This is a genomic window from Priestia megaterium (assembly GCF_023824195.1).
Taxonomy (GTDB): Bacteria; Bacillota; Bacilli; order Bacillales; family Bacillaceae_H; genus Priestia; species Priestia megaterium_D.
Window position 1 is genome coordinate 1,384,482 of record NZ_CP085442.1, and the last position, 25,488, is coordinate 1,409,969.

Annotated in this window: 31 protein-coding genes and 1 riboswitch; of the genes, 15 read left to right on the plus strand and 16 right to left on the minus strand. The window is 38.2% G+C overall.

Going from position 1 to position 25,488, the window contains the following annotated elements:
* Window positions 1-31: 31 nt before the first annotated feature.
* Together LIS78_RS07080 and recU are read right to left on the minus strand one after the other, a co-directional pair.
* Window positions 32-2,869, minus strand: coding sequence for a PBP1A family penicillin-binding protein (locus LIS78_RS07080; protein WP_252284877.1), 2,838 nt, complete (start codon window positions 2,867-2,869; stop codon window positions 32-34).
* Between the two features lie 63 nt (window positions 2,870-2,932).
* Window positions 2,933-3,532, minus strand: a complete 600-nt coding sequence (recU, locus tag LIS78_RS07085) for a Holliday junction resolvase RecU (protein WP_209151238.1) — start codon at window positions 3,530-3,532, stop codon at window positions 2,933-2,935.
* Between the two features lie 73 nt (window positions 3,533-3,605).
* On the opposite strand from recU, the gene LIS78_RS07090 reads away from it, so the two are divergent.
* On the plus strand, window positions 3,606-4,601 hold the full coding sequence (locus LIS78_RS07090; RefSeq protein WP_209151239.1) for a DUF2515 family protein: 996 nt from the start codon (window positions 3,606-3,608) through the stop codon (window positions 4,599-4,601).
* Between the two features lie 11 nt (window positions 4,602-4,612).
* Here the strand turns inward: LIS78_RS07090 and LIS78_RS31690 are convergent, their stop codons facing one another.
* Entirely contained in the window at window positions 4,613-4,714 is a 102-nt protein-coding gene (locus tag LIS78_RS31690) for a hypothetical protein (protein WP_016763465.1), read from the minus strand.
* Window positions 4,715-4,941: 227 nt separating this feature from the next.
* Between LIS78_RS31690 and LIS78_RS07095 the strand changes: the two genes are divergently transcribed.
* Together LIS78_RS07095 and LIS78_RS07100 are read left to right on the plus strand one after the other, a co-directional pair.
* Window positions 4,942-5,196: a hypothetical protein gene (locus LIS78_RS07095; protein WP_209151240.1), complete on the plus strand. Its 255-nt coding sequence runs from the start codon at window positions 4,942-4,944 to the stop codon at window positions 5,194-5,196.
* Window positions 5,197-5,241: 45 nt separating this feature from the next.
* Complete coding sequence (locus LIS78_RS07100; protein ID WP_252284878.1) at window positions 5,242-5,592, plus strand: YppE family protein; 351 nt, start codon at window positions 5,242-5,244, stop codon at window positions 5,590-5,592.
* 93 nt (window positions 5,593-5,685) lie between these two features.
* Here LIS78_RS07100 and LIS78_RS07105 read toward each other — a convergent pair whose 3' ends face one another.
* Entirely contained in the window at window positions 5,686-5,856 is a 171-nt protein-coding gene (locus tag LIS78_RS07105) for a hypothetical protein (RefSeq protein ID WP_209151242.1), read from the minus strand.
* Between the two features lie 125 nt (window positions 5,857-5,981).
* Window positions 5,982-6,176: a YppF family protein gene (locus LIS78_RS07110; RefSeq protein ID WP_013056115.1), complete on the minus strand. Its 195-nt coding sequence runs from the start codon at window positions 6,174-6,176 to the stop codon at window positions 5,982-5,984.
* A 230-nt stretch (window positions 6,177-6,406) separates the two neighbouring features.
* On the opposite strand from LIS78_RS07110, the gene LIS78_RS07115 reads away from it, so the two are divergent.
* Entirely contained in the window at window positions 6,407-6,820 is a 414-nt protein-coding gene (locus tag LIS78_RS07115) for a YppG family protein (RefSeq protein ID WP_013056116.1), read from the plus strand.
* 31 nt (window positions 6,821-6,851) lie between these two features.
* Here LIS78_RS07115 and LIS78_RS07120 read toward each other — a convergent pair whose 3' ends face one another.
* Window positions 6,852-6,998: a hypothetical protein gene (locus LIS78_RS07120; RefSeq protein ID WP_209151243.1), complete on the minus strand. Its 147-nt coding sequence runs from the start codon at window positions 6,996-6,998 to the stop codon at window positions 6,852-6,854.
* A 145-nt stretch (window positions 6,999-7,143) separates the two neighbouring features.
* Window positions 7,144-7,572: a CotG/ExsB N-terminal domain-containing protein gene (locus LIS78_RS07125; RefSeq protein WP_252284879.1), complete on the minus strand. Its 429-nt coding sequence runs from the start codon at window positions 7,570-7,572 to the stop codon at window positions 7,144-7,146.
* Between the two features lie 171 nt (window positions 7,573-7,743).
* Between LIS78_RS07125 and LIS78_RS07130 the strand changes: the two genes are divergently transcribed.
* From LIS78_RS07130 to LIS78_RS07150, 5 genes are all read left to right on the plus strand, one after another.
* Window positions 7,744-8,829 (plus strand): CotH kinase family protein, encoded by a 1,086-nt coding sequence (locus tag LIS78_RS07130; protein WP_209151245.1) that lies wholly within the window; start codon window positions 7,744-7,746, stop codon window positions 8,827-8,829.
* Between the two features lie 229 nt (window positions 8,830-9,058).
* Window positions 9,059-10,069, plus strand: coding sequence for a spore coat protein (locus LIS78_RS07135; RefSeq protein ID WP_434092356.1), 1,011 nt, complete (start codon window positions 9,059-9,061; stop codon window positions 10,067-10,069).
* Between the two features lie 69 nt (window positions 10,070-10,138).
* Window positions 10,139-10,801, plus strand: a complete 663-nt coding sequence (locus LIS78_RS07140) for a hypothetical protein (protein ID WP_014460954.1) — start codon at window positions 10,139-10,141, stop codon at window positions 10,799-10,801.
* A gap of 167 nt (window positions 10,802-10,968) precedes the next feature.
* A riboswitch (SAM riboswitch) is annotated at window positions 10,969-11,086 on the plus strand.
* A gap of 71 nt (window positions 11,087-11,157) precedes the next feature.
* Entirely contained in the window at window positions 11,158-12,303 is a 1,146-nt protein-coding gene (locus tag LIS78_RS07145; protein WP_013056122.1) for a trans-sulfuration enzyme family protein, read from the plus strand.
* The gene (locus tag LIS78_RS07150; protein ID WP_209151247.1) at window positions 12,287-13,468 is read left to right on the plus strand and encodes a trans-sulfuration enzyme family protein; all 1,182 of its coding nucleotides are present in this window, start codon (window positions 12,287-12,289) and stop codon (window positions 13,466-13,468) included. The genes LIS78_RS07145 and LIS78_RS07150 overlap by 17 nt, the downstream gene beginning before the upstream one ends.
* Before the next feature lie 35 nt (window positions 13,469-13,503).
* Here the strand turns inward: LIS78_RS07150 and yoyC are convergent, their stop codons facing one another.
* From yoyC to LIS78_RS07170, 5 genes are all read right to left on the minus strand, one after another.
* A complete protein-coding gene (yoyC, locus tag LIS78_RS07155) occupies window positions 13,504-13,770 on the minus strand; it encodes a protein YoyC (protein WP_209151248.1) in 267 nt (88 codons plus the stop codon).
* Between the two features lie 62 nt (window positions 13,771-13,832).
* Window positions 13,833-14,492: an SIMPL domain-containing protein gene (locus LIS78_RS07160; protein WP_209151249.1), complete on the minus strand. Its 660-nt coding sequence runs from the start codon at window positions 14,490-14,492 to the stop codon at window positions 13,833-13,835.
* 95 nt (window positions 14,493-14,587) lie between these two features.
* Window positions 14,588-14,710, minus strand: a complete 123-nt coding sequence (locus LIS78_RS31295; RefSeq protein WP_280640306.1) for a hypothetical protein — start codon at window positions 14,708-14,710, stop codon at window positions 14,588-14,590.
* A gap of 144 nt (window positions 14,711-14,854) precedes the next feature.
* On the minus strand, window positions 14,855-16,333 hold the full coding sequence (putP, locus tag LIS78_RS07165; protein WP_209151250.1) for a sodium/proline symporter PutP: 1,479 nt from the start codon (window positions 16,331-16,333) through the stop codon (window positions 14,855-14,857).
* 292 nt (window positions 16,334-16,625) lie between these two features.
* On the minus strand, window positions 16,626-17,171 hold the full coding sequence (locus LIS78_RS07170) for a YhcN/YlaJ family sporulation lipoprotein (RefSeq protein WP_209151251.1): 546 nt from the start codon (window positions 17,169-17,171) through the stop codon (window positions 16,626-16,628).
* Between the two features lie 111 nt (window positions 17,172-17,282).
* Here LIS78_RS07170 and LIS78_RS07175 point away from each other — a divergent pair, with 111 nt between their 5' ends.
* The 3 genes from LIS78_RS07175 to LIS78_RS07185 all read left to right on the plus strand — a co-directional run bounded on the left by LIS78_RS07175 (window position 17,283) and on the right by LIS78_RS07185 (window position 18,221).
* Complete coding sequence (locus LIS78_RS07175; RefSeq protein ID WP_252284881.1) at window positions 17,283-17,450, plus strand: hypothetical protein; 168 nt, start codon at window positions 17,283-17,285, stop codon at window positions 17,448-17,450.
* Between the two features lie 286 nt (window positions 17,451-17,736).
* Complete coding sequence (locus tag LIS78_RS07180; protein ID WP_013056130.1) at window positions 17,737-17,940, plus strand: cold-shock protein; 204 nt, start codon at window positions 17,737-17,739, stop codon at window positions 17,938-17,940.
* A gap of 104 nt (window positions 17,941-18,044) precedes the next feature.
* A complete protein-coding gene (locus LIS78_RS07185) occupies window positions 18,045-18,221 on the plus strand; it encodes a hypothetical protein (RefSeq protein WP_192885547.1) in 177 nt (58 codons plus the stop codon).
* Window positions 18,222-18,294: 73 nt separating this feature from the next.
* Here LIS78_RS07185 and LIS78_RS07190 read toward each other — a convergent pair whose 3' ends face one another.
* The 4 genes from LIS78_RS07190 to LIS78_RS07205 form a co-directional block, all read right to left on the minus strand.
* Window positions 18,295-18,432 (minus strand): hypothetical protein, encoded by a 138-nt coding sequence (locus LIS78_RS07190; RefSeq protein ID WP_209151252.1) that lies wholly within the window; start codon window positions 18,430-18,432, stop codon window positions 18,295-18,297.
* A gap of 143 nt (window positions 18,433-18,575) precedes the next feature.
* Window positions 18,576-18,887 (minus strand): DUF6509 family protein, encoded by a 312-nt coding sequence (locus LIS78_RS07195; RefSeq protein WP_209151253.1) that lies wholly within the window; start codon window positions 18,885-18,887, stop codon window positions 18,576-18,578.
* Window positions 18,888-19,047: 160 nt separating this feature from the next.
* Window positions 19,048-20,559, minus strand: coding sequence for a sensor domain-containing diguanylate cyclase (locus LIS78_RS07200; RefSeq protein ID WP_252284882.1), 1,512 nt, complete (start codon window positions 20,557-20,559; stop codon window positions 19,048-19,050).
* 156 nt (window positions 20,560-20,715) lie between these two features.
* Window positions 20,716-20,967, minus strand: coding sequence for a hypothetical protein (locus LIS78_RS07205; protein WP_013056134.1), 252 nt, complete (start codon window positions 20,965-20,967; stop codon window positions 20,716-20,718).
* A gap of 121 nt (window positions 20,968-21,088) precedes the next feature.
* On the opposite strand from LIS78_RS07205, the gene LIS78_RS07210 reads away from it, so the two are divergent.
* The 3 genes from LIS78_RS07210 to LIS78_RS31300 all read left to right on the plus strand — a co-directional run bounded on the left by LIS78_RS07210 (window position 21,089) and on the right by LIS78_RS31300 (window position 25,470).
* On the plus strand, window positions 21,089-23,359 hold the full coding sequence (locus tag LIS78_RS07210; RefSeq protein ID WP_286676950.1) for a DEAD/DEAH box helicase: 2,271 nt from the start codon (window positions 21,089-21,091) through the stop codon (window positions 23,357-23,359).
* A gap of 4 nt (window positions 23,360-23,363) precedes the next feature.
* Entirely contained in the window at window positions 23,364-24,614 is a 1,251-nt protein-coding gene (locus LIS78_RS07215) for a ribonuclease H-like domain-containing protein (RefSeq protein WP_209151256.1), read from the plus strand.
* A gap of 346 nt (window positions 24,615-24,960) precedes the next feature.
* The gene (locus LIS78_RS31300) at window positions 24,961-25,470 is read left to right on the plus strand and encodes a spore coat protein (protein WP_034653393.1); all 510 of its coding nucleotides are present in this window, start codon (window positions 24,961-24,963) and stop codon (window positions 25,468-25,470) included.
* Window positions 25,471-25,488: the final 18 nt, after the last annotated feature.

The window sequence follows — 25,488 nt, forward strand, 5'->3', positions numbered from 1 at the left end:
CCTACACGTGTAGGGGCTTTTTACTGCTACGTTAATTTTCAGTTGTTGGCTCTTGCTGCGGTGTAGCAGGTGTTGACGGCGTCGATGGTGTAGCAGGGGTTTGTGGTGTTTGACTTCCTGAGTCACTTCCACCGTTGTCTGCTGGAGGAGTTGTTGTGCCTCCGTTATTATTGTTGTTGCCGCTATTACCATCGTTAGCATTGCCGCTATCATTATTGTTATTATCGGTATTGCCGCTATTGTTACCGCCGTTATTGCTGCCATTATTGCTGTTTTGGTTATCATCCGGCTGAGTAGATGAATCGTCACCTTGATCAGAGCCGTTGTTTTGATCAGTGTTGCTATTGTCTTCATTTTGATTATCGTCCGTTGTTCCGTCATCTTCAGGCTTAGTAGAATCATCTTCGGTAGCTTGATCTGATGAATCAGGGACTTTTACGGAAGAACTAGCGCTTTCGCCCGTATTTGTTGTTACGGTGAAACTATACGTTGCGCCTGGTGCTGGGTTGGGAATTGTTTTTCCACCGGCTCCTGCGCCAGATGCGAGTTGTTCAGAACCGTTAGGAGATGACATTGTGACTGTAAAGGTCGTATCACTGGCTGCGTTTGAAGCTGACCAGTTAACTGAAATTGCTCCTCCGCTATACGAAGCAGTAATTTTTGGCTTCACATCTTTATTGTCTTTATTATTGTCTTTTTTGTCCTCTTTTTTATCTTCTTTCTTTTCTTCTTTTTCTTTTTCTTTTTCTTTTTTCACAAACGTTTGAGATACTTTTGTCGGTGCAGTACCGCGTACAAAGTATTCTTTAGTAATTAAGCTCGAAGGAGTAGAGCCGCTTGGGCGCTTTAAGTCTTTGCCCGTTGGTTTTTCCACGGAACGTTCAACTACGCTGTCCGGCTGCTTGAAACTTCCTTTAGGTTTGCCTTCAGAAATATGAGTAATAACATGCTTAAAGATATTTTTTGCCATGCCTGTTTCATTAGCACTTAAAATATAGCCGTCTTTAGCAGTTTCATAGCCTGTCCATACGGAAATCGTATAGTTTGGCGTAAACCCATTAAACCAAACGTCTTTTTCACCAGCGTCTGGAATGTTGTATCGTTTCTTCTCATCAGCGCTAAAGTTTGAAGTCCCTGTTTTACCAGCAATTTCTAATCCTGGTGTACGAACAGCACGAGCTGTACCATATGATTCGTTTACAACAGATTTCATCATGTCCGTCATCATAAAGGCCGTGTAATCTTGCATTGCGCGTTTTGATTTTGGCGTTAAATCAATTTCTGTTCCATCTGGGAATTTTACCTTTGTCACTGTATGAGGTGCATTGTACATACCTTCATTTGCAAAAGCGCTATAGGCTCCAGCCATTTGTAGCGGTGTAACACCCGTACGGAAGCCTCCGATAGAATAAGATTCAGAATAAGCTTCGCCGTCTTCTTCGTCTAATTTCAGTCCAAGGCCCGTAGCAAACTCTTTTGCTTTGTCTGCCCCGGTTGCTTGAAACGCTTTTAAAGCAGGAATGTTCAGTGAGCGTCCTAAAGCTTCACGCGCTGAAACCCACCCTTTATAATTGCGTCCAAAATTTCGGATTGGCGTGCCGTTTGAATAATGATATTCTTCATCTTTTATCGGTTGTCCAGTGGACCACTTTAAGTTCTCAATCGCTGGTCCGTAATCTAAGATCGGCTTAATTGTTGAGCCGGGCTGACGTCTCATATTTGTTGCAAAGTTTAAGCCGCCTGAAACACGGTTACGTCCGCCTCCAATTGCTTGAATACCGCCTGTTTCATTATCTACAACGACAAGACCTGCTTGGAATTTATCGTTCGGGAAGTTGACTACTTTGTTATTCATCACATCATCCACATAGTCCTGAGCATTAGTGTCAAGCGTTGTATAAATTTCTAAGCCCGCAGAAAATGGATCCGCGTCTGTTTTCTTTTTTACTTCTTCGATTACTTGATCAATAAATACGTCGTACTTAGATGTTGATTCAGTTTGTTTAGCTAAGTGAGCTTGTACATCTACTTGTTTTGCTTTGTCGGCCTCGGCTTGTGTAATGAAGCCGTTTTTAGCCATTAAGTTTAATACTGTGTTACGGCGTTTAGTAGCATTCTCTGGGTTTGTAACTGGGTTATAAGTAGTTGGCGCTTTTGGTAAGCCTGCCAACATAGCAGCTTCATCAAGAGTTAAATCTTTTACGCTTTTAACTCCGTAAAATTTCTCCGCTGCTCGTTCAATACCGTATACTTCACCTGATGCGAAATATATTTTGTTTAAATACATTTCAAGAATTTGTTGCTTCGAATATTTACGCTCAAGCTGGTAAGCTAACCACATTTCTTGTACTTTACGTTTAACCGTCTTCTTTGGTGATAAGAACGAATTCTTTACCACTTGCTGAGTAATCGTACTACCGCCCTCAGCACCGAAGCCGTTTTTAAAGTTCGCCATTAATGCTCCGCCAATTCGGTAAAAGTCAACGCCGTGATGTTTATAAAAACGAACGTCTTCCGTAGCGATAAATGCGTTTTTGACGACTTGAGGAATTTCATCGTATTGCACATATGTACGTTTTTGAGCTCCAATTTCTTTTACAACTGTCTTTCCATCGTTTGCATATACTTTAGATGAAAAAGAGTTTTTTAATACCGAGTCATCAACTTTTGGAGCATCGCTTATCATAGCAAAAAAAGTTCCCACTCCGGCAATGAGCCCGATGATTCCTATCAGTAAAACTGCGGCAACAATTTTACGAAATAGGCCTCCTTTTTTCTTCTTTTTCGGTTTTCCTTGAGATTTACCTTCTGGTTTGTTGTCATTCATAGCTCTTCGTCGTTCTTCACGAGAGCGATAATTATCTGACATAAAAACTCCTACCTTTCAACGCATTGTAAGAGAATGATTTCCGTAAACATATATATCATACTCTTAAAAGTATAATTTATCTATAGTTTTTATGTAATCGATTCTCGGATGGTAACCAAGTTCGATGAAATGTCCTTTTTTTTCAATATCTGCCTTAGGGATTGATTTTCGTCCATCTTTTTTCATGGCATCCCAATAAGGAAAAAGGAACTGTGCTTCGAACAAGTATATTTCTTGTAAAGTAGAGAACATTAATATAACGAAACAAATCCCGTTTTGTTTCACAATTTGCTTCATATGTTCAATTTGATGTTCATGAAAATTACGCAGCGGAAATGAGGTTTTATTTCTCGTTTCTTTTGCTTCAAAGTCAAGGTGTTTTCCTTTATAGACTCCATTATAGTCTGTAGTAGAAGCCTGTTTAAAATAAGCTTCTTTGATAACAGCGGCACTTCTCTTCGGATAGTCTACTTTTACAATTTGAACAGGGGTTGGTTTTTTGTGAACAATGGCTATTCCTTTTGAAACATAGTATTCGTTTGTTTCGTTTAAATTGTCCTCCAGCGTCATACCACGATTGCTATAGCTAGCTTCTAGCTTTTTAGGGGAAGGACTGCTGGTATTCAATGGCTTATAGGCCTTTCCGTTAGGATAGCGAATCATAACCATCACTCCTTTAGTGTAAATCTATTAAACAAACAAATTCTATTATACCAAATCCTACAAATAAAAATAGATGAAAGAAGATGAAGAGATGTCACTCAATAGTTCGGAACAAGCGCTGTTGACGGCGATAAAAAAAACCACAGACAAGCTGAATATTGATAATATATCAAGAACCCAGGCTTATGCAACTTTTTATCATAGATATCCTGAAGTAAAGTGGTCATTTCTCGCAAGTATGGTATCACGAAACGCAGGATGGAATATGTGTGATTTGCAAGGGACAAACATGAAAAAAGCGTTGTCAAAGCAAACGAGCGATTTATTATTTTTGACGTATGAAAGAGCAAATTGGCTTATTTTTAAAGATGCCTTTCCGCAATTACTATTGTATGCTGTTTCGCGTAAAAAACATGTCTCTTACGTTCATTTACTTCCCTATTTAAACGTTTCATCTTTTATCGAAGAGAAGTGGAGACAATTTATGCAGAGACCTTGTGAACTGCAGCTTATTCATGCGTTAATTGTGAATGAGCAGCATGTTATTCAAAAGCCCGTTATTGAACAGCCTTTTTATCAAGATAGAGTGTTTAAAAGTATGCTGTTTTTTTTTCAAGATACATTCCACTTTAGTTCCGTCCTTTTTCCTACTACAAAAGGGGAGCTATACGGTTGTTCTGTTCATGATTTTACAAAAGTAAATAATCGGATTGATTTGGGGAAGAAATTAGCGGCTTTATTATTTCATGAAAAGTATTATCCCTTGTTTTATGAATTTTCTTTAAAAACAAAGCATACGGGTTCGAGATACGATTATGAGCAGTATTTTGTGAATGAAACCAGTTGCTATACTCCTGCTCTTCGAAAGGTGTATCCGGCTATTAGACATCATGAAAAGAAGAGAGAAGAGTGGTTTTTAACGAAAAAAGAGGAGCGAAAGCTCATGAAAAAGTCGTCTTTTCCAAAGAAAGTTCATTTTACAAAGTGGTATCTTCAAAAGCAAAAGCAGCTGCATATATTAATGAAAGTAGCGCAAGTATTTAATGTAAATAAAAACGGTCACAAGTGACCGTTTTGTTCTTAAGTAGAAGGCTGGTTAGGACCGTTTAACTTTTTAGGATCACCGTAGGTTTTTGTTTCAGGCTTATTTTTAGGCTGTGATTTTTGCTGTTTGTTGGCCATATCTAGGCACCTCCTATCATGTTGTAATAAACGTTCAGCAGCGGAATGTATCCGCTTAGCTGAAATGTCTATACTAGTGTTTTCAATATGTTTACTTTCGATTCACCATAAATGAAAATGTCGAAAACATCTTTCTTTGACGAATAGAAACTAGTTTTGTCATGTGTGAAGGGACAATGAAGAAAAGAGAGAATACGTTATGCAAAGGAAAATTTGGAGGGATGGCGATGAAACAAAGTATGGTTAAAGCAAGCGAAATGATGACTTTATTAGATAGCTTACTAGAGCAAGTAGATTTAGTGGATAAAACGATGTCTACATCTATAAATGAAGCATTTACACATTGTGAAGAAACATATATGGAACAAGTTCATCGCATTGACCAATCACTGCAAGAAATTGAAGTAGCTGTGTATGAAAGCATGCCTTCCGAAACCGAATGGAGTAGAAGCCAAAGAGAAATGGTTCTTCATACAGTATAAAGATTGTTTATGTTACAATAGTCATCGTAGAGGTGACGAATAACGATGAATGAAGATGTGAAAAAAAGTACGGAGATCATGTTTCAATATAATGAAGTAGCTGTAGAACGATTAGCGTCTATTCAACAGGAAGAAAATTATGAAGTGAAATTTTTTGAAGAAGTAAAGCCTTATGGAGATATTTTTTTCAAAGAACTTGATGAATGGGCTAGTCTCGTAACGGAATGGCTGAAGAAAGAGCGACCAAAGTATATTCATGTCAATCAAGTAGAGACGTTAAAAGAAAATTTACAAAACGTTGTAATACAGTCATTTTATCCCGAGACGCGAGAAAAGCGATTTAAAAAGATGTATCACTCAAATAAGTATGTGCTCGAGTCGATATTGAATAATTAATCCCGGCCTTCCGTTAAGATCTACAAGGTGGGGATTTTCTATGTATGCCTAAAGAGAAAACTCTTTAGGCATTTTATCATTATCAATAAAAAATTAATCAAAATCTTTTTGAGATTGGATAGAAACAGCTGGGTGATCTTGTGAAGCGACTGTATCGATATGATAATCAACTTTTTCGGTATGTTTAGAAGCAACGGCGTTATTTGGTTTTGTTACTGCACCTTGTCCTTGCTTTTTATGATCAAAATGTTTTCCTCGACTCATGAGATAGACCTCCTTTATTGAATACTACGTTAAAGCTTTTATAGTATAAACAAGTCAAAAAAGAAGTATGTGTCCACTTTATAGGAAACAAAGAAACCACCGATTTCTCGGTGGTAGTAAAAAAATTAATCATCTTGTGCACTAAAATCGGGCTTAGTAGCTCCAATTTGTTCGAGTTCACGTACAGCGGCTTTGTAATTCATAGGAGTTAAAAAACCTTTTAAATACTGCTGCTGAGCAAAATCGAGTAATTCATTACTTGACTGCGGCTCATATTGTTTCACCGCAATAAAAGCTTCTTGAAGTTCGTTCACATACATGTAAATTCCCTCCTAATCCCCATTTGTGCCACTACGTATACGTAGTATCACTTGTTCTTATCGTACCATATATTTAAATAATCTCGTTTTTTTGAAAAATTTAAACTTTCGACAGAAACCTACATATTTTTGAAGGTGTTCTCCAAAAGTACAAGTAGACGAACGTCACCTCTTATTTCTGCATACATACTATATATTATGTAATATTAAAAAGGAGGTATTGATTTTGCATGTATACAAGTAAGCACTATCCGTATTATGAGCAACATCAACCAGAACGTTTTGATTTAAGTCAGGTACATCCATTTCCGCAGTATCATCAGCAGCCATGGACGGAAGCTTATATGCCGCAACATCCGTACGCTCAGCAACAAATGCCTTTTGGTCCTCAGCAAATTCCCTATATGAACGGAATGTACCAGCAGCCTATGTACAATAATGCAGGTGCGCCTTTTAATCCATACCCTAAAGCTCAGCAACAAAAGCCCCAGCCTTCTCAATTTCAGTCATTAATGTCTCAGTTTAAATCGAGTGATGGCAATTACGATATGAACAAGATGATGAATACTGCGGGGCAGATGATGGGAGCCATGAACCAATTAACATCCCTAGTAAAAGGATTTTCCGGGATTTTTAAAGTATAAGGACTAGAAGGTGTTTTCTAGTCCCTGCTTATTATTTTTTCTTTTGATTTTTCAAATAGGTTTCTCCAAGAAGTGTAAATACTTCATTGTAAGTTAATCCAGAATGAGCATTTAAACGTTTGACTTCTTCGACATCTGTTGTTGATGAAGTTGAAATTTGATGCTTGTTTTTTTTCATAAAACCTCTCCTTCTCTATGTAAAATGAATAACACTCCATCTTAGTATGTTTCTAAATGTGCTTCTTCTATAAGTGGAAAAAAACGCCGAAGACAATCATGGTTCTTCGGCGTTTTTTTGCAATAAAGATGAGTGTTTAGAGAAATTAAGAGCGGCGAGTAGAACGACGTGAACGGCGAGTAGAACGACGAGAGCGGCGAGTAGAACGACGTGAACGGCGAGTAGAACGACGAGAGCGGCGAGTAGAACGACGTGAACGGCGAGTAGAACGACGTGAACGGCGAGTAGAACGACGAGAGCGGCGAGTAGAACGACGAGAGCGGCGAGTAGAACGACGAGAGCGGCGAGTAGAACGACGTGAACGGCGAGTAGAACGACGAGAGCGGCGAGTAGAACGACGTGAACGGCGAGTAGAACGACGAGTAGAACGGCGGCTACTGCGACGAGTGCTACGAGAAGAGCGACGACGTCTTGTTAGTGGGCCGGCAGTTGGCTCTTGAAACATAAAAGATTTCAGTTCTGTACATTCTAGGGCTTCAGCAGCCTCTTTAATTTTTTCAGCTGTAATATGCAATACAAAAACCTCCTTGTCAATTGGACTAGGTCTTGCATTAATAGAATACGCGCTGATGCTTGTCCTTGATATGAGTCAAAAGTGGAGTTTGCGGAAATAGTTGATGTGGCGGGGTATCATGAAGAATTTTCCCTTCATATACTTTAATAATTGAAGAAAGGTGGTCGAGTAATGAAGCAAAAAGAAATCCCCCAATACGCTCTGTTTGTGAATGTAAAAGATTTAAAGGAAATGCAAAGAGATATTTGGTCAGAAGATGCTGTTCAGGCAACGATGAAGTTTAACAAAAAACGCTACGATATTGATTTGCTGCTAAGAGGCTCCCATATTCGAAAGATGAAAAAAAAGTCATATTATATTGAATTTTATTCTCCAAAAATATTTCAGGGTGCCAAAGAAATACACCTAAACGCTGAATACAAAGATCCATCGCTTATGCGCAACAAGTTGTCCCTTGATTTTTTCTCCTCCTTAGACGTTTTATCTCCGCACTCTCAGTTTGTCACTCTTAAAATTAATGGAAAAAATGAAGGAATATATCTGCAGCTTGAATCGGTAGATGAACTATTTTTGAAAAAAAGAAGTTTAGCGGATGGATCCATATTTTATGCAGTGGACGGAGATGCTAATTTTTCTTTGATGAGCGACTTGGATAAAAAGCCGAAAACAACTCTGCTATCTGGATATGAAGATAAAGCAGTGAGAGAAGGGGATGAGGAAAAATTAGAAAAGTTTATATTTAATCTTAATACGTGGACAAATACAGAATTCGAACAGAATATTGAGAAGTATCTGAACGTCGACCGCTACTTATCTTGGTTAGTTGGTATTATTTGTATGCAGAATTACGACGGTTTTGTCCATAATTATGCTCTCTATCTAAATCATGAAAGCGGGCGCTTTGAACTGATTCCATGGGATTATGATGCAACTTGGGGAAGAGATGTAAATGGGAAAGTAATGGAAGGAGATTACGTCCGTGCTCAGGGATTTAACACGCTTACAGCACGCTTATTGGCGGTAGATAGCATAAAAAAACGGTATATTCAAAAAATGAACAATGTTCTAAATAATCAATTTACAGTAGAGTATATGAAACCAATCATTTATCAACTGCATGAGTATATCGCTCCATACGCATTAAAAGATCCTTACGTAAAAGATAACATGGAGCAATTTTATAAAGAACCCGACTTTATACTGTCTTTTGTAAAAGAACGAACAGCGTATATTAAAAACAACCTTTTGACTTTTTAAAAATGGATAGATTTATAGGCAATTTATAGGCAACAGTGGATTTTGTTAATAATAGGCAAATGCAGGAAATCAATAGCTGTACATGATACGTATATATACAGTATGAATGACCAATAAGGATAACTAATAAGGAGGAAAAACAATGAGTAACTATTACTATGGCCAAGAACAAGGGCAAAATCAAAATCCACGCCAAAAATCAACCCAAAAACTCAGCCGAAATGTACAAATGCCTGATAAAGGCTATTCTTCTCACTTCAAACCCCTAAAAGGAAGAGTGGTGACCGTTTATCGTGGAGGACCTGAATCTAAAACAGGTTATTTGGTTGACGTGCAATCAGATTATTTAATCTTAGCGGTGGAAAGCAATAATAACAATAATAACAATAATGGTGAAAATAACAATCAAAATAACAATCAAAATAACCAAAATAATAATCAACAAGAATATACACTTGTATATTATCACTTAGCCCATGTAAAAAGTATTACTGAAGATACTATGTCAAATTCGGCACAAACGTTTACCGGAATTAGCACAGAATTAGAATTATATCGAGGAAAAACTTTTGCTGGAACTTTATCATTGATGAAAACTAAATATGTGCAGGTTAACCAAGGTGGACCTGAGAAAAAAGCAGGTCAGCTTCTTGATGTCTTAGGTTCATTTGAATCTGCTTATATAGTATTACTCACAGAGGACGACGGTGTTATCTATATTAACACTGAACACGTTAAGAGTGTGAGTGAATATCAAAACAACAATGGAGATCAAACTAGTCAATCTGCAAATGAGCTCTTAGTGAGCCAAGAACCAGAATATATGAAATCTAAAAGCTTTAACGATCTTTTTGCACATCTTTCTCATAAATGGGTATCTATCAATAATGGAGGACCTGAAGCTGTAGAGGGCGTGTTAGTACAAAGCCGAAATGGTACATTTACACTTGTGCAGAATAATCAAGTATTACGCTTACAGCCAAGACACGTTAAAACCATTTGTGTAGGAGCAAAAGGGGCTTTTAAGCAAAACGATAACAATCAAAATAATGAAGAAACAGAAGAAAATGGAGAGACTGAAGCTGCAAAGTCTACAGAAGAACGTACAGGAAGCCGCACGGGAGGACGCACAGACGATCGCTCTCGAGGACGCCGCACAGGAGGACGCCGCACGGGTTCACGCTCTTCAGCATCGGCCGAGAAAGTTATTAAAACGAAAAATTATCGTTGGAAAGCATGATGAAATGGAACATAAAAGGTGCTTATAAAGCACCTTTTCTATCATATAGGAAAAAGGAGGAAAATGAGAATGAGTATGAATCATTATATCAATAAAATTGTGGAGTTAGATATTTCAGGTAAAACGACATTTGTTGGCAGACTTATTGATCTTGGATTAGATATTATGGTTTTGTATAATGGACATGATTATTTGTATATTCCTCTTTTACACATGCATCGTTTGCGGGAAGTATCGGAAGAAGACTATACGGTTTTACGTGAAATAGAAGAGAACTTAATAGAAGAAAGTCAGCGGATTTCTTATCGTAATATTTTACAGCAGGCAAAAGGGAAATTTATTGAAATTTATGTAACGGGAGGGAAATCATTGCATGGCTATATCACAAGCGTGCTGAATGATTATCTTGTGTTTTATTCTCCAGTGTATAAAAATGTCTTTGTTTCTCTGCATCATTTGAAATGGCTTACCCCTTACAGTAATGAGTTAACCCCTTATTCTTTAAGTGACAAAGAGCTCCCAGTAAGGCCCGCCTCTGCACCTTTTGTCAGAAACTTTGAAGAGCAGCTTAAAAAATATGAAAATCAACTGGTCGTATTAGATTTAGGGGATCAATCAGAAAAAATTGGTGTACTTAAAGAAGTTTCTAATAATATTGTTGAACTAATTACGGCAAATGGAGAAAGTATGTATTGGAAGTTAGCTCACGTAAAATCCGTGCACTTGCCTTAGAAAAAGAGACCTCGCTGTCGTCTCTTTTTTTTATGTGCTTATCAGGACAAGTATATTGAATAAACAAATGAGATGATTTAAATTTTTCGGAAAATTATGTTGACAATAAAGAAAATCTTTATTAAAGTTATTAACAACAAACGTTAACCACCAACAATTATATAGAACTCTTATCAAGAGTGGCGGAGGGACTGGCCCTGCGATGCCCGGCAACCATCAAATGAAACATTCATTTGAACGGTGCTAATTCCTGTGGAACATCAGTATTGTTCTAACAGATGAGAGAAATCGTGTATAAACGAACACTCTTCCATCTGTGAAGAGTGTTTTTTATTTTGAGTTAAGGAGAGAAATAGATGAAAATTGAAACTTTATTAGTTCGTTCAGGAGTAGGTCGTGACCCTTCAACAGGTTCTATTACAACACCCATTTATCAAGCATCAACATTTGCTCATCCTGCTTTAGGGCAAAGTACAGGATTTGACTATGCACGTACGGCAAATCCTACTCGTACAGCATTGGAAGAAGCAATTGCTGCTTTAGAAAAAGGAGAAGTAGGAGTAGCATTTGCTTCAGGAATGGCGGGCGTAATGGCAGTTTTAGCACTATTTAAAAACGGAGATCATTTAATTGTATCAGAGGATCTATACGGAGGAACGTACCGAGTACTAAATGAAATCTTTTCAGAGCAAGGAATTACTGTTTCGTACGTCAACACAGCCCATCTCGAGCAAGTAAAAGATGCGCTTCGTCCCAACACGAAAGCTTTATTTATTGAAACACCTACAAATCCAATGATGCACGTGACTGATTTGCCAGAAGCAATTGCGTTAGCTAAACAGCATGATTTGCTTACTATCGTTGACAATACATTCATGTCCCCTTACTATCAGCGTCCTTTAGAGCTTGGAGCAGATATTGTGATACATAGTGCAAGCAAATACATTGGGGGTCATAATGATGTAGTTGCTGGTCTTGTAGTCGCTCGATGTAGTAGCTTAGGAGAGAAAATTCGTTTTTATCAAAATGCAGCTGGGGCAATCTTAGGTCCACAAGATAGCTGGTTGTTATTGCGCGGTGTTAAGACGCTAGCGCTTCGTATGGAAAAGCATAACGAAAACGCACTGAAAATTGCAAATTGGCTTACTGCTCATGATCTCGTAGAAAAAGTGTATTACCCTGGCCTTGAAACACATCCAGGCTATGAAATCATGAAGAAACAAGCGACTGGATTTGGAGGCATGATTTCTTTTGCTGTCTCACACCCTGACATCGTGTCCACGCTTTTGGAAAATGTTAAAGTTATTACATTTGCAGAAAGCTTAGGAGGCGTGGAAAGTTTAATGACATTCCCAGCTCGTCAAACACACGCTGATATTCCCGAGGAAATTCGAAATCGTGTCGGAGTAACAAACTGTTTACTGCGATTATCAGTTGGAATTGAGCACGCAGATGATTTAATTAAAGATTTGAAGGAGGCATTTGATGCATACCAACAATAATAAACATAGATTTGGTACGAACTTAATTCATGCAAATACAGGAATTGACGGTCATTTTGGAGCGGTTAACGTACCTATTTATCAGGTATCTACATTTAACCAAGAAGATGAGACGAACAACGGCCGCTATGACTATTCTCGTTCAGGAAATCCAACTCGTGAGGCTTTAGAAAACACCATTGCTCAGCTAGAAAATGGATACGCTGGTTTTGCTTTTTCATCAGGTATGGCTGCTATCTCATCGGTGTTATCTATTTTTGAATCAGGGGATGAAATTTTAGTTTCACACGATACGTACGGCGGGACATATCGTGTATTAACACGATTATTTTCAAAGTTTGGTATCAAAACAACTTTTGTTGATACAACGAAGGTTCAGAAAGTAGAAGAAGCTATCACAAAAGATACGAAGGCTATTTATATCGAAAGCCCTTCAAATCCATTTTTACAGGTAACGGATATTAAAGCAGTAGCAAGTTTGGCGAAGGAGCGCAATCTCCTTACAATTGTGGATAACACGTTTTTAACACCTTATCTACAGCAGCCGATTGACCTTGGTGTAAATATTGTGATTCATAGTGCTACAAAATATATCAGCGGTCACAGTGACGTCATTGGCGGTCTAGTTGTGGTAAGCGATGAAAAGCTAGCAGAAGAAGTAAAGTTTGTACAAAATGCTTTTGGTGCTATCTTAGGACCACAGGATTGTTTTTTACTGCTCCGAGGAATTAAGACATTAAAAGTTCGTTTAGATCAGCAGTTAAAAACAGCGCTGCAGTTTGCAAAGTGGCTTGAAGAACAATCTCTAGTGAGCCGTGTATACTACCCGGGCTTAAAAAGTCATCCAGACCACAAACTGATTTCAGAACAAGCAAATGGATACGGAGCTATGATTTCTTTCCAAGTGCAGGATGAAAAAGTAGCACGACATATTTTACAAGGAGTCAAATTGGCTTCAATTGGCGTTAGTCTAGGTGCAGTTGAATCCATCCTAACGCATCCTGCAACAATGTCTCATGCAAGTATCCCAAAAGAAGTGCGTGAAGAAAAAGGAATTACTGATTCACTTCTTCGACTTTCAGTAGGGTTAGAGGAATTCGAGGATTTGAAGCAAGACTTTAAAGCTGTTTTTCAAAGCTTAGAAGAAAAAGCGTTAATTAAATAAAAAAAGGACTTCCATCAAGGAAGTCCTTTTTATTGTTATATACAGCTATCTAAAAGGTTTGTGTATAGGGACGTAAGCGCAACTTTTTCATCAGAGGAAAGACTGCTGTTTAGAATTCTTTTTATGCCAAGATGATATTTTACATGCGGTGTTTGCCGGACGCGTGGATGAGTCATTTCATCTTTTAAATCTTTCAGAATGGCTTCGTGAAGCTGATCTTCACTTGTCAGGGCTTGTTTAGAAGCGAACGAACGGTTCAACCATAGGGTTTGATAAGCTGCTAGTAAATGTTCAGAAGTCATTGTGCAAAGAGCTCCTTTAGATTAGTTTCTTCATTATAATAATCTATAGTTTACCATAAGTATTAATACGTGTACGTAACTTTTACAGAAGCAGATACAGTCAAGGACTGAGCTTGAATAGGGGGAGAGGCTGCTAATAACTTAGGCGAGGAGCCAGATGACTGATAGACGGGGCCTTCTTCGATTAAAATGGGGATTTGGTTAATAGGGAGCTGCAGCGTGTTGGCAATGGTAAAGGCCTTTTCTTTAGCGTTAAGCAAAGCTTTACTTATCGCTTCTTGTTCATATTTATCATCACTTGTAACGTAAAATTGAAGATCTTGCGCTACGTTGGCTCCGCTTGAAAACGTAGCGTTATAGACGTCGCCCGCTTGTTTTACATCTTGTACTCTTACTCTAAATAAGTGCTGTACTTCGTATCCTGTAAGAGTCGATTTTCCATCACTGTAATCATATTTAGGATTTATGGTGAATGAAGCCGTTTCAATTTGCTGGTCATTAATTCCAAGGTTTTTCATCTCTTGCAGCAGAGTATTTGAAACAGCTGAATTTTCTTTTAACGCTTCTTGAACGTCCCGGTTTTCCGTGCGCGTTCCAATTGTCATGGAAATTTCATTTGGAATTGCTGAAGCTGTTCCTTCACCAATTACTTTAATTTCTCTATTTTGTGTATCTACGCGCAGTTGCTGTGTAGGCTCGTAAGGAAAATAAGAATGTTGCATACAAAAAACCTCCTTTATTGATCTTTAGTATATATATGATAAGAAAAGGAGATTAAAAACAAAAAGAGATTGAGACATAACTAAATCAACCGAGTCTAAAGACGAACAAATTGGATAAATAAGCTCGTATGGATTACTTGGTACACTGCGGTTGATTTCCGTGCAAGGCTTTGCTTTCCGCTTTTCCCGCAGGAGTTTTCGCCTTGCCCTCCAATCAACCGCTAGAAGCAGATACATACATGAAACCTACGTTCACCATACCAATAAAAAAATCCGAACGAATTTGATTCTCCATCAAGAATCTCGATTCATCGTTCGGATCTTCCTTCAACTAACATACTTTTTTTCCAGCTTCTTTTTGTTTATTTCGATTCTTTTATTAAGATTTCTTTCATTTCAATGAATTGATTTTGAACATCGCTTGACGGTTTCTTTGTTAGTAAACTTACAATAATAACAGCTAATAAGCTTAAAAAGAACCCGGGAATCATTTCGTAAAGGGCATCCTTCAATGGAGTATTTACCCAAATTAATACTGTAGCAGCACCTACAATCATTCCTGCAAGTGCTCCCCATCGAGTCATACGCTTCCAGTAAAGACTTAGTAAAATAGCAGGACCAAAAGCTGAACCAAATCCAGCCCAAGCATATCCAACCAGTCCTAAAATCGTATCACTAGGTTTTAAAGAAAGCAAAATAGCTATAATTGCAACACCTAAAACCGCAGCTCTTCCAACCGTTACAAGCTCTTTGTCAGAGGCCTTGCGTCGGAAAAATGTTTTATAAAAGTCTTCTGTAACAGAGCTTGCCGTTACAAGCAGCTGAGAAGAAATAGTACTCATAATTGCTGCTAGTAAAGCTGCATATAAAAATCCTGTAATTAACGGGTTAAAGAGTATATCTGCAAATTTAATAAAAATAGTTTCAGGATCTGCTAGTTTCATACCTGTTTTTTCTACATAGGCAATTCCAACAAGCCCTGTCAGCATAGCACCAATAATAGAAATAATCATCCAGCTCATTCCAATACGACGTGCGGGTTTTAACTCCTTAACAGAAGAGATAGCCATAAAGCGAACGATAATATGAGGCTGTCCGAAATAGCCAAGTCCCCAGGCTAAGAAAGATATAATACCTAAAACGGTTGTACCTTTGAAAATGTCAAGGTATGCTGGATTAATGTCCTGTACAATGTCCATTGTAGTGTTGACGCCTCCAACGTCGGTGAAAGCTACAATGGGTACTAAAACTAAAGCAAGGAACATAATAACACCTTGAACAAAATCTGTTAAACTAACGGCTAAAAATCCGCCAAAAAGAGTGTAGGCAATAACAACAGATGCTGTTACGAACAAGCCAATTTGATAATTTAAACTAAATGCCGATTCAAATAATCGTCCACCTGATACCATACCAGCTGAAGTGTAAAGAGTGAAGAAGATAAAGATAACGATTGCTGATACTGTTCGAAGAATTTTGGCATGGTCGCCAAAGCGATTTTCAAAAAAGTCTGGAATTGTAATGGAGTCGTTCGCTACTTCCGTATAAGTGCGAAGACGCGGAGCGAGGATTAAATAGTTTAAATAAGCACCTATAGACAATCCTACTGCTAGCCATACACTAGAAAGGCCCGTTACATACATGGAGCCAGGAAGACCCATTAACATCCATCCACTCATATCCGAAGCGCCAGCTGAAAGGGCGGTAACGGCTGGACCTAGCCCGCGTCCTCCTAACATATAGCCAGCTACATCTTCAGTGGTTTTTGTATAGGCATACCATCCTATTCCGAGCATTCCTACAAAATAAATGCCGAGTGAAATATAAACTCCAATATCCACAAAATCTCCCCTTTATGCATTTTTTATGCATGGGATAAGCAACACATCCCATGAAAACATCTTATGGTTTCTAAAACTAACAAACTTTTCCTATACTATCAACCCGTAAAATCGTAAATTTTCTAAGTCTAAAATCCCCCAAACCTTTATACAAAAGAAATGAAATCGTTTTCAAAATAAAGTAAAATAAAAATATTCAGAAATTTATCGGTGTATTTTTTATGCAATATTTTATGCAATAGGTAAAATAAAAAGAGCATTTTAAAAAATGCTCTTTTTACATTCATGTATATTAGCGTGAATTCGGGAATACGCGTCGAACAACTTCTGAAAACTCGTTAAACAGTCCAGAAACTGGTTTGCCCGTTTGAAGCTTGTCTACATATCCGTTCATACGGTTTACAAAATCAGGGTTTGTTGATACAAACACTCGATGAACACTGCCGTCGGCTTTTCTCACTTCATGTGCAATCTTATGCTCCATATCTTTTGTGAGATTACCTTCTTTGTTATCGTCTAATACAGCTGCTACATAAGCTGTATGATCGGTTACGATTACATTAGCATCTTTTACGTTTTTTAACGCTACGATACGATCAGCTGCTACATCGGCTACTCTCATTCCACTGGACTGATTATACTGTTCTTTTTCGTTACGCTGTACGTCTTGCGTATCGTTTACGTCATTCATTTTCGTTTTATTGTTCCCATTTTCATATGTGACGTTGCGGACTGTATCATCATCAATGACGCCATCTTTACCTTGATCTGCTGTGCTGCAGCCGAATAAAGAAAGAGTCGTCATACAGCCCACAACAAACAAAAACGATTTCTTCATTGTAGTATCACTCCTTATAAGTTTTAACCTTTCTTATAATTTGTTGAAAACGTGTGAAGCATACATGAAAAATATAAAAAAGCCTATACTATCGGAAAAGGAGGAATATGTATGAGTGGAATCCAACAAAGCGTATTTGTGCTTCATACAAAAGAAGAAAACCATGAAGAAACAACAACGTTTGCATTAACTTCAGAAGAAGCTAAGCTATTATTTGAGACCCTGCAAAATAAACGAAAAGAAATTATCGATGCCCATATTGATAACAAGCTGACGTAAGGAGATAGATATCTTGCAAAACGGATGGGACATACATTAACAATGACCAAATATTTGCATTCTACATATAGGTGTAGTACAATGTAAACGCAACCAAATTTAATAAATGTAATTAATACTACGTTTGACCATACACTCGAATTAGATTTAGTGAAAATTCACTTGTTATAAAGGAGATCTACTTCGCGTAGGTCTCTTTTATAATATGTGAATTTTTTATTTACGGTATAAATGTAAATATAGAGTAACATATTAAAATTTTTACATTTTTTGGAGGTTTTTTTACATGGCTACTACAGGTACAGTAAAATGGTTTAACAGTGAAAAAGGCTTCGGTTTTATCGAAGTACCAGGCGAAAATGACGTATTTGTTCATTTTTCAGCTATCCAATCTGAAGGCTTCAAAACATTAGAAGAAGGCCAAAAAGTTGAATTTGAAATCGTTGAAGGCCAACGTGGACCTCAAGCGGAGAATGTTGTAAAATTATAATTCAACGCTACATATGAAAGCTGCCGATAGGCAGCTTTTTTTGTGCAAATTTGTTTTAGTTGTATGATTAAGAAAATAGATTAAAATAGGGAAGAGGGGAAGGCATGAGTTCATTTCATTGCTGTGCCACATGTCAACATTTTCAAAGCATTAAATTGGATAAGGGAATGAAGTATCAATGCAAAAGACTAGGCTATGAAACCCGTCCTTCCTATCGGTTTACATGCTGGGAGCCAAAAGAAGTAGTTAAAAAACTAATGGAAAAACGAAATCAAAAATGAGGATGGGACATAACTAAATCAATTCAATCTACAGACGAACAAATGAGATAAATGAGCTAGTAGGGATCGCTTGTTACACAAGAGCTGTTGATTTCCGTGCAAGACTTCGCTTTCCGCGGGCGGCCGGTGAGCCTCCTCGTCGCTTACGCTCCTGCGGGGTCTCACCTATTCCGCTTTTCCCGCAGGAGTCTTCGCCTTGCCCTCCAATCAACAGCTAGAAGCAGATACATACATAAAACCTACGTTCACTCTACCAATGAAAAAATCCGAACGAGTTTGATTCTCCACCAAGAATCTCGATTCATCGTTCGGATTTTCCTTCAACTAAAATACTTTTGCCCCAGCCTCTTTTAATTATTCCTCGTTATTTGTACCTTCCTCTGAAGGCAAATGCTTCCCGCAAAACTCTTTTACAGCTGCTTCTTCCTCTTCTTCAAGGTCGAAGTCTAATACTTTATTTGTTGAAACTTCGTAGAAATGAGTTTGGGCAATAGAAGTGCTGTCTTCGCCTTTAATATATACTACGCGTAGTGCTAGGTCGTTGCCGGTATATAATTCATCATCTTCTTCTACCTCAATGTATAAATGAAATTCATAGCGTTCACCTAGAAGGAGACCAAATGGATCCTGCAATTGTTCAGCTGTATATTCTTTAATTGTAAACATATGTACGTCCTTTCCATATATCAGTAAAATACTTGCATCATCTATTATAGTTTTTCTTTGCAAAGAAAGAAAGTGCATGCGTAATTCATGCACGGATTTATTCCTTGATCATTCTATTTAGCGAATCTACTTGATGCGACGGCGCAAGGACTTCGATGATTTACTTAAAGGTGGAAGAAACGCGCGTATGTTTTTGCTTATACATGGCAGCATCTGCTTTTTGAATTAATGTATCTAGGTTGGTGTCGTCTGAAGGCGCACATATAATAAATCCGTAACTCGCAGACAGTGCATATGACTTATCAAATTCTTTCTTTTTATCTTCTAGCTGTTCATTAATATTTTGCCACAGCTCTTGTACGTATTCTTCCGTTTGTTCAGGAGCAATTAATAAAAACTCATCACCTCCGTAGCGAAAGAGCGTATCATCCTTGCTAATATAACCACTAATTGATTCTGCTATTGTTTTAATAAGCCAGTCGCCTTCTCTATGACCGTATTGATCATTTACTAGTTTTAAAGAATTAATATCGATAAAACATAATAGAAAAGATGTATCATTGGTTTTAGCTCTCAGCAGTTCCAGCTGCAGTTTTTCCATTCCGCTTCTTCGATTTAAAATTCCCGTTAGCATATCAGTTGAAGCGTGCAAGCTCAATTCATGCTCAACCGCTTTTAAATCGGTTATATCGGTAATACCTGCGAGTATGCAGCTTTCGCTTTGATACTCTAGTAATTCATAATTGATCATAACCCACTTAGAATCTCCATGTTCACGTGCTTCTAAGATGTAGTTTTTTACATATTTCTCTTGTTGAAGACGTTTTAAAATCTCCTCTCGATCTTCATTGGTAGGATAGATTATAAATCCGTCTATTTGATCAAGATCTTGAGAAGCAAGATTGTAAAAATGAATAGCTTTATTGTTAATGAGCAGCACTTTGTGGTCGGATAATCTCGTTAATAGTAAAGGATAGGGATTAATTTTGAACAACGTAGAAAAATTACGTTCGCTTTCTTTTAGCTGTAAATGATTCATATATTCTTTATGACGGTATGTATAAAGAATGTATGAAATAAGTAAAGCGATAGCAACTGCTGCAGTTGTATTGATCTGTTTTGAAATAAGGGAAAAAGAATCCGGTACATATCGTGATAAGCCGTATAGTAAAAAAAGATGGTTAGGAATAAAAATGATGCACAGCTGTTTTACTTTCATAGGGCATAAAACAGCCGTGGAAATCAAAAGCATCATATACACGTCTATGCGACCTGTGAAAAGCTGACTGTTAATAGTAGAAAGTGCTGCAGCAAATACGTAATAAAATATATAGCCATATACAATGGTGTTTAAGTAGCTAGCAAACCGCTCTTTTCTTTTACTAAAATAATAGAAAAATAAATAAAGAGAAGAGAGAGCAAAACTAGTGAAATGAATACCAATTAGTGTATGTCTAAACTGAGGTGTTCCTGCATGTTGAAGTAAAGAAAACCCGATATAAAGATAAATTGGGTAGGAAATGACAAGAGCAAGTGAAACTAGCTTAACTCTCTGTTGAAGCATTTTTACATTCGTTTTATCGAACAGTTTATCTTCATTAACTTCTCTCCCTGAAGGAAAATGAGGTTTCTTCAGAAATGAGAAAGGTAAAAGCGAAAGAAGAAATGACATGACCATCATCTCCATATCTTTTTTTAGGTATTTTAGCATGTTTGTATAAGAAAAGACATGAATTTTTTAGATGAAAATGTCTGCTTTTCGATCAAGAAAAAGGAAAGGCATTAATAGTCATATAATTAAAGGTGAGGCCAAAGAGCCTCACCTTTTTTATTGAAGCTTATTCGATTCAGCATGTCGCACAAACATGGTTTCATCTTCTACTAATCCGCAAGCTCCGCACTGAATGCGTTTTTGCGGTCCATTATAAGCAGCGTGAAATGCATCGAGTGTATCGTTTGTATATTCTTCTACGACGTCTCCGCTTCTTGGATCCATTTTTACAGGTTTTGCATTTTGTTCAATAATATTAAAACGCGTTCGATTTGTCTTGCAGCTAGGGCAAAGATAAGGGCTTCCCATTTTTAACATCTCCTTGAAAAATTTACTGTATTAATACCATGTCCGAATCGACTAAAAACATACAAAAACTTATGGTTTTCTATCGAACGTTCATTCGTTAAAATAGAAGCAGGTGATGAAAATGAGAATACGAAAAAATTTACAAGAAGTAATGGATGTTTTGCAGACCAATCCGTCGTATCAGCAAAATATTGTTCATTGGCATACAATCCAAGAGAAAGAAGCTAAAACTGCTCCATTTCCAGCTTCTTTGCATACGAAACTGCGAGAAGCATTGGAAAAACGAGGAGTTGGTTCGCTCTATACGCATCAAAAGACGGCGTTTGATTTGGCGACAGCTAAGAAGAATGTTGTGGCCGTTACGCCAACAGCATCCGGGAAAACGCTGTGCTACAACCTGCCAGTACTGCAAAGTATTATGGAGAACGATCAGGCTAGAGCTCTTTATTTGTTTCCAACAAAAGCGCTTGCTCAAGATCAAAAAAGTGAATTAAATGAAATCATTGAAGAAATGGAAGTGCCAATTAATAGCTATACGTATGATGGAGATACTCCCGCAAATATCCGTCAAAAGGTGAGAAAAGCAGGTCATATCGTTATTACCAATCCGGATATGCTTCATTCAGCTATTTTACCTCATCATACAAAATGGGTATCGCTGTTTGAAAACCTGAAGTACATTGTGATTGATGAACTTCATACGTACCGCGGTGTTTTTGGCAGCCACGTAGCCAACGTTATACGCCGGTTAAAGCGAATTTGCCGCTATTATGGAAGTAATCCTGTCTTTATTTGTACATCAGCGACCATCGCGAATCCAAAAGAACTCGCTGAACATTTAACGGGAGCGCACGTGACGCTAGTGGACAACAACGGAGCTCCTAGCGGCCGCAAGCATTTTATTTTTTATAACCCGCCTATCGTTAATAAACCGCTAAACATTAGAAGAAGTGCTACGCTTGAAGTACGCAATATTGCAGGAGAGTTTTTGAAAAATAAAATTCAAACGATTGTATTTGCACGAAGCCGCGTACGGGTGGAAATTATTTTAACGTATCTGCAGGAGCTTGTGAAAAACCAGCTTCAGAATAAGTCTATTCAAGGATATCGCGGAGGATATTTGCCGAAGCAGCGACGCGAAATAGAGAAAGGACTTCGAGAGGGGAGTATTTACGGAGTAGTCAGTACAAACGCCTTAGAACTAGGAGTGGATATTGGTCAGCTGCAAGTGTGTGTGATGACAGGTTATCCGGGCACGGTTGCAAGCGCTTGGCAGCAAGCAGGACGAGCAGGACGCCGTCACGGAGAAGCCGTCATTGTGATGGTTGCAAGTTCGAGTCCGCTTGATCAGTACATGATTCAGCATCCGGATTACTTTTTTAGCCGAAATCCAGAAACAGCTCGAATTAATCCTGATAATCTTGTTATTTTAGTCGATCATTTAAAATGTGCTTCCTATGAGCTGCCGTTTAAGCAGGGAGAAACATTTGATGGGGTAGAAATTGAAGACGTGCTAGAGTTTTTGCAAGAAGAGCGAGTGATTCATTTTAGCAGAGACAAATGGTACTGGATGAATGATTCGTTCCCAGCTCATAACATCAGTCTGCGCTCTGCGTCTCAAGAAAATGTCGTCATCATCGATCAGTCGGACGTGGCAAATGTGAAAGTAATTGGAGAAATGGATCGTTTTAGCGCCATGACCCTTCTTCATGATGAGGCAATTTATTTGCATCAAGGCATTCAGTATCAAGTAGAATACTTGGACTGGGATGAGAAAAAAGCGTATGTCCGTGAAGTCGATGTAGATTATTTTACTGATGCAAATTTGGCGGTTAACTTGAAGGTTCTAGAAGCTGATAAAGAGCGATTGGAAGGAACCTACTCAATCGGTTATGGGGATGTAATGGTCAGCGCTATGGCTACGATATTTAAAAAAATAAAGTTTGAGACGCATGAAAACATAGGGTCAGGCCCTATTTCACTTCCGGAAGAAGAGCTTCACACAAATGCCGTGTGGCTAAGCTTTGTCAAAGAACAGTTTCACGAATCTGAAGAACGATTGGAACAAGCTCTCATTTCTGTGGCAAATGCCATTCAGTCGATTGCCCCACTTATGGTGATGTGTGACCCGTCTGATTTACATGTAGTGCCTCAAATAAAAGCGATTCACAACGAACAGCCTACTATCTTCTTATATGATCGATACCCGGGAGGTATTGGGCTAAGCGACAAAGTATATGAACAAATGAATGATGTGCTAAGTCAAACCAATCAGCTGATTGGAAATTGTTCTTGCGAAAGCGGCTGTCCGTCTTGTATTGGTATGGAAGCTCAAGGAGAACACGCAAAAAGCGATGCGCTCGTGCTGCTACAACAACTGCAAAGTAGGTGAAATCGTGTCTTTTAAAAATAAATTAAACCGTATGAAAAAGCATCTTCATGTTACAGAAGCAAAGCCGCCGGTCGAAAATAACCGACAGCGAACTACGAGCGCGTCTATTCCCTATGAGCAGGAGTGGAAGGGAAATGATGCTGTCCCTTACTTTGCCGAAGACAGCTACTGTATGATCAGAGAAGTCATTTACCCGCTTGACTATAAGCATGGACATTATGAGTTTAATGAGCTGAAAAAAATAGTAGAAGTATGGAATCGGTCTACAGTTGCTCATCCGCTTTCAGCAAAAGGACACACATATTCAGATTTATTTTTCTTTGATACGGAAACGACGGGACTCAGTACAGGCACAGGGACGACTATCTTTTTGCTGGGATATGCAAGGGTGCTAAAAGATTCCGTGATTTTTCGTCAGCATATATTAACCGAGCCGAGTGGAGAAGTAGCATTTTACGAAAGTTTTTTAAAAGAAGTAGACTATACGACGCTTGTGACATATAACGGGAAATCTTTTGATTGGCCTCATGTGAAGACTCGTCATACACTATTGAGAGATCATTTGCCCAAGCTGCCTAAGTTTGGCCACTTTGATTTATTGCATGCTTCAAGAAGACTGTGGAAACACAAAATGAATTCGGTTAAGCTCGCCAATGTAGAAAAAGAAATACTTGGAATCGAACGAGTTGATGATATTCCAGGCTTCTTAGCTCCCATGATTTATTTCGACTTTATTGAAACGAAAAACCCTAGAGGCTTATTCGATATTATGAAACATAACGAACATGATATTTTATCACTTATTACGCTATATATTCATTTATCAAAGCATCTCCTTACTAGTGAGGAGTTTACAGAAAAAGAAACATACGAAGTAGCAAGGTGGTATGAGCAGTTAGGAGAGAGCAAGCACGCTTTCTCTCTTTATCAAGGCGTAGCAGAAAAAGAAAAAGAAGAGCATGAAAAAGCTCAGCTAGCTATGGCTTATCATTATAAAAAAGAGAAGAGTTGGAAACAGGCAGTGGAGATGTTTGAACCCTTGGTTCACACATCTGAAGGTGACGTCTCTATAGAAGCATTAGTTGAGCTAGCTAAAATCTATGAACATCGTCTCAAAGATGTTCATAAAGCTCTTCTATATACCGAGCTAGCTTTGAAGAAATGGAGTCAACTCAGAGGAATGGCTAAAACAACGTCGGAAGAAGCGCTCGAAAAAAGACTTTTTAGACTAAAAAATAAATCAGCTAAAGCATAGACTTTAGCTGATTTATTTTAAAATATTCAGAATTATTATTATTTTGTTTTTGTAGATGTTTTATATTGTTCTATTTTTCAGTCATTGATAAAATTAGTCAATGTAAGACTGATTCTTACAGCTTAAAAACAGAACTTTGGTGAGATGGAGAGAGGCCTCATGAAAAATGTGATTTTAGTATCATTTTTCGCATTAATTTGTTTAACAGTAATTGTCTTAAGCAGTTTGAAAAATTCGTATAACTCCTTTATGTAGGCCAAAAATAGGTGTTTGTCTTAGTACATGTACATTACCCTTCACATATTGTAATAGTGTAATAACTAAACAGTGAAAGGGGAAAAAGGATATGTATCCAAGACCAACAAAATGTATGCCACCAATTGTGCATCCAACAAAATGTTGCACGCAGTTTACTTCTCAGGAGGTAGTTGTACCTCACATTCATCCAAGCCATAATACATTGGTGAATCATACAAATGTGAAGCACGTGCATTACTTCCCGCAAACGCAATCTGTTGTAAATGAAACTTCAAATCAACAGTTTTTTGGCGGCGCGCAGCAGTATCCAACTCAAGTAGGTGGGGCAGGCTATCCAGGTCAAATGGGAGGCTACCCAGGTCAAGTAGCAGGTGCTGGTTACCCAGGTCAAGGAGGTTACCCAGGTCAAGTAGCAGGTGCTAGCTATCCAGGTCAAGGAGGCTACCCAGGTCAAGTAGGTGGAGCTGGTTATCCAGGTCAAGGAGGCTACCCAGGTCAAGTAGCAGGTGCTAGCTATCCGGGACACAAAGGTTGCGGCCAAGGAAGCTGTCATACAAAAGGCGCGCATCAAGGACCTAATTCAGGGTATTTTAGATAATGTACGTTAATGGGAGCT

Bases quoted from the DNA above. Each gene is read 5' to 3' on its own strand.
- LIS78_RS07135 (WP_434092356.1), top strand. From the start codon at position 9,059: ATGCCTGATAAAGGCTATTCTTCTCACTTCAAACCCCTAAAAGGAAGA.
- LIS78_RS07170 (WP_209151251.1), bottom strand. From the start codon at position 17,171: ATGAAGAAATCGTTTTTGTTTGTTGTGGGCTGTATGACGACTCTTTCT.
- LIS78_RS07205 (WP_013056134.1), bottom strand. From the start codon at position 20,967: ATGGGAAGCCCTTATCTTTGCCCTAGCTGCAAGACAAATCGAACGCGT.
- LIS78_RS07180 (WP_013056130.1), top strand. From the start codon at position 17,737: ATGGCTACTACAGGTACAGTAAAATGGTTTAACAGTGAAAAAGGCTTC.
- LIS78_RS07200 (WP_252284882.1), bottom strand. From the start codon at position 20,559: ATGTCATTTCTTCTTTCGCTTTTACCTTTCTCATTTCTGAAGAAACCT.
- LIS78_RS07090 (WP_209151239.1), top strand. From the start codon at position 3,606: ATGAAAGAAGATGAAGAGATGTCACTCAATAGTTCGGAACAAGCGCTG.
- LIS78_RS07130 (WP_209151245.1), top strand. From the start codon at position 7,744: ATGAAGCAAAAAGAAATCCCCCAATACGCTCTGTTTGTGAATGTAAAA.
- LIS78_RS07115 (WP_013056116.1), top strand. From the start codon at position 6,407: ATGTATACAAGTAAGCACTATCCGTATTATGAGCAACATCAACCAGAA.
- recU (WP_209151238.1), bottom strand. From the start codon at position 3,532: ATGATTCGCTATCCTAACGGAAAGGCCTATAAGCCATTGAATACCAGC.
- LIS78_RS07160 (WP_209151249.1), bottom strand. From the start codon at position 14,492: ATGCAACATTCTTATTTTCCTTACGAGCCTACACAGCAACTGCGCGTA.
- LIS78_RS07210 (WP_286676950.1), top strand. From the start codon at position 21,089: ATGAGAATACGAAAAAATTTACAAGAAGTAATGGATGTTTTGCAGACC.
- LIS78_RS07145 (WP_013056122.1), top strand. From the start codon at position 11,158: ATGAAAATTGAAACTTTATTAGTTCGTTCAGGAGTAGGTCGTGACCCT.
- LIS78_RS31690 (WP_016763465.1), bottom strand. From the start codon at position 4,714: ATGGCCAACAAACAGCAAAAATCACAGCCTAAAAATAAGCCTGAAACA.
- LIS78_RS07185 (WP_192885547.1), top strand. From the start codon at position 18,045: ATGAGTTCATTTCATTGCTGTGCCACATGTCAACATTTTCAAAGCATT.
- LIS78_RS31300 (WP_034653393.1), top strand. From the start codon at position 24,961: ATGTATCCAAGACCAACAAAATGTATGCCACCAATTGTGCATCCAACA.
- LIS78_RS07110 (WP_013056115.1), bottom strand. From the start codon at position 6,176: ATGTATGTGAACGAACTTCAAGAAGCTTTTATTGCGGTGAAACAATAT.
- LIS78_RS07120 (WP_209151243.1), bottom strand. From the start codon at position 6,998: ATGAAAAAAAACAAGCATCAAATTTCAACTTCATCAACAACAGATGTC.
- LIS78_RS07140 (WP_014460954.1), top strand. From the start codon at position 10,139: ATGAGTATGAATCATTATATCAATAAAATTGTGGAGTTAGATATTTCA.
- LIS78_RS07105 (WP_209151242.1), bottom strand. From the start codon at position 5,856: ATGAGTCGAGGAAAACATTTTGATCATAAAAAGCAAGGACAAGGTGCA.
- LIS78_RS07195 (WP_209151253.1), bottom strand. From the start codon at position 18,887: ATGTTTACAATTAAAGAATATACAGCTGAACAATTGCAGGATCCATTT.
- LIS78_RS07095 (WP_209151240.1), top strand. From the start codon at position 4,942: ATGAAACAAAGTATGGTTAAAGCAAGCGAAATGATGACTTTATTAGAT.
- LIS78_RS07150 (WP_209151247.1), top strand. From the start codon at position 12,287: ATGCATACCAACAATAATAAACATAGATTTGGTACGAACTTAATTCAT.
- LIS78_RS07080 (WP_252284877.1), bottom strand. From the start codon at position 2,869: ATGTCAGATAATTATCGCTCTCGTGAAGAACGACGAAGAGCTATGAAT.
- LIS78_RS07100 (WP_252284878.1), top strand. From the start codon at position 5,242: ATGAATGAAGATGTGAAAAAAAGTACGGAGATCATGTTTCAATATAAT.
- LIS78_RS07175 (WP_252284881.1), top strand. From the start codon at position 17,283: ATGAGTGGAATCCAACAAAGCGTATTTGTGCTTCATACAAAAGAAGAA.
- yoyC (WP_209151248.1), bottom strand. From the start codon at position 13,770: ATGACTTCTGAACATTTACTAGCAGCTTATCAAACCCTATGGTTGAAC.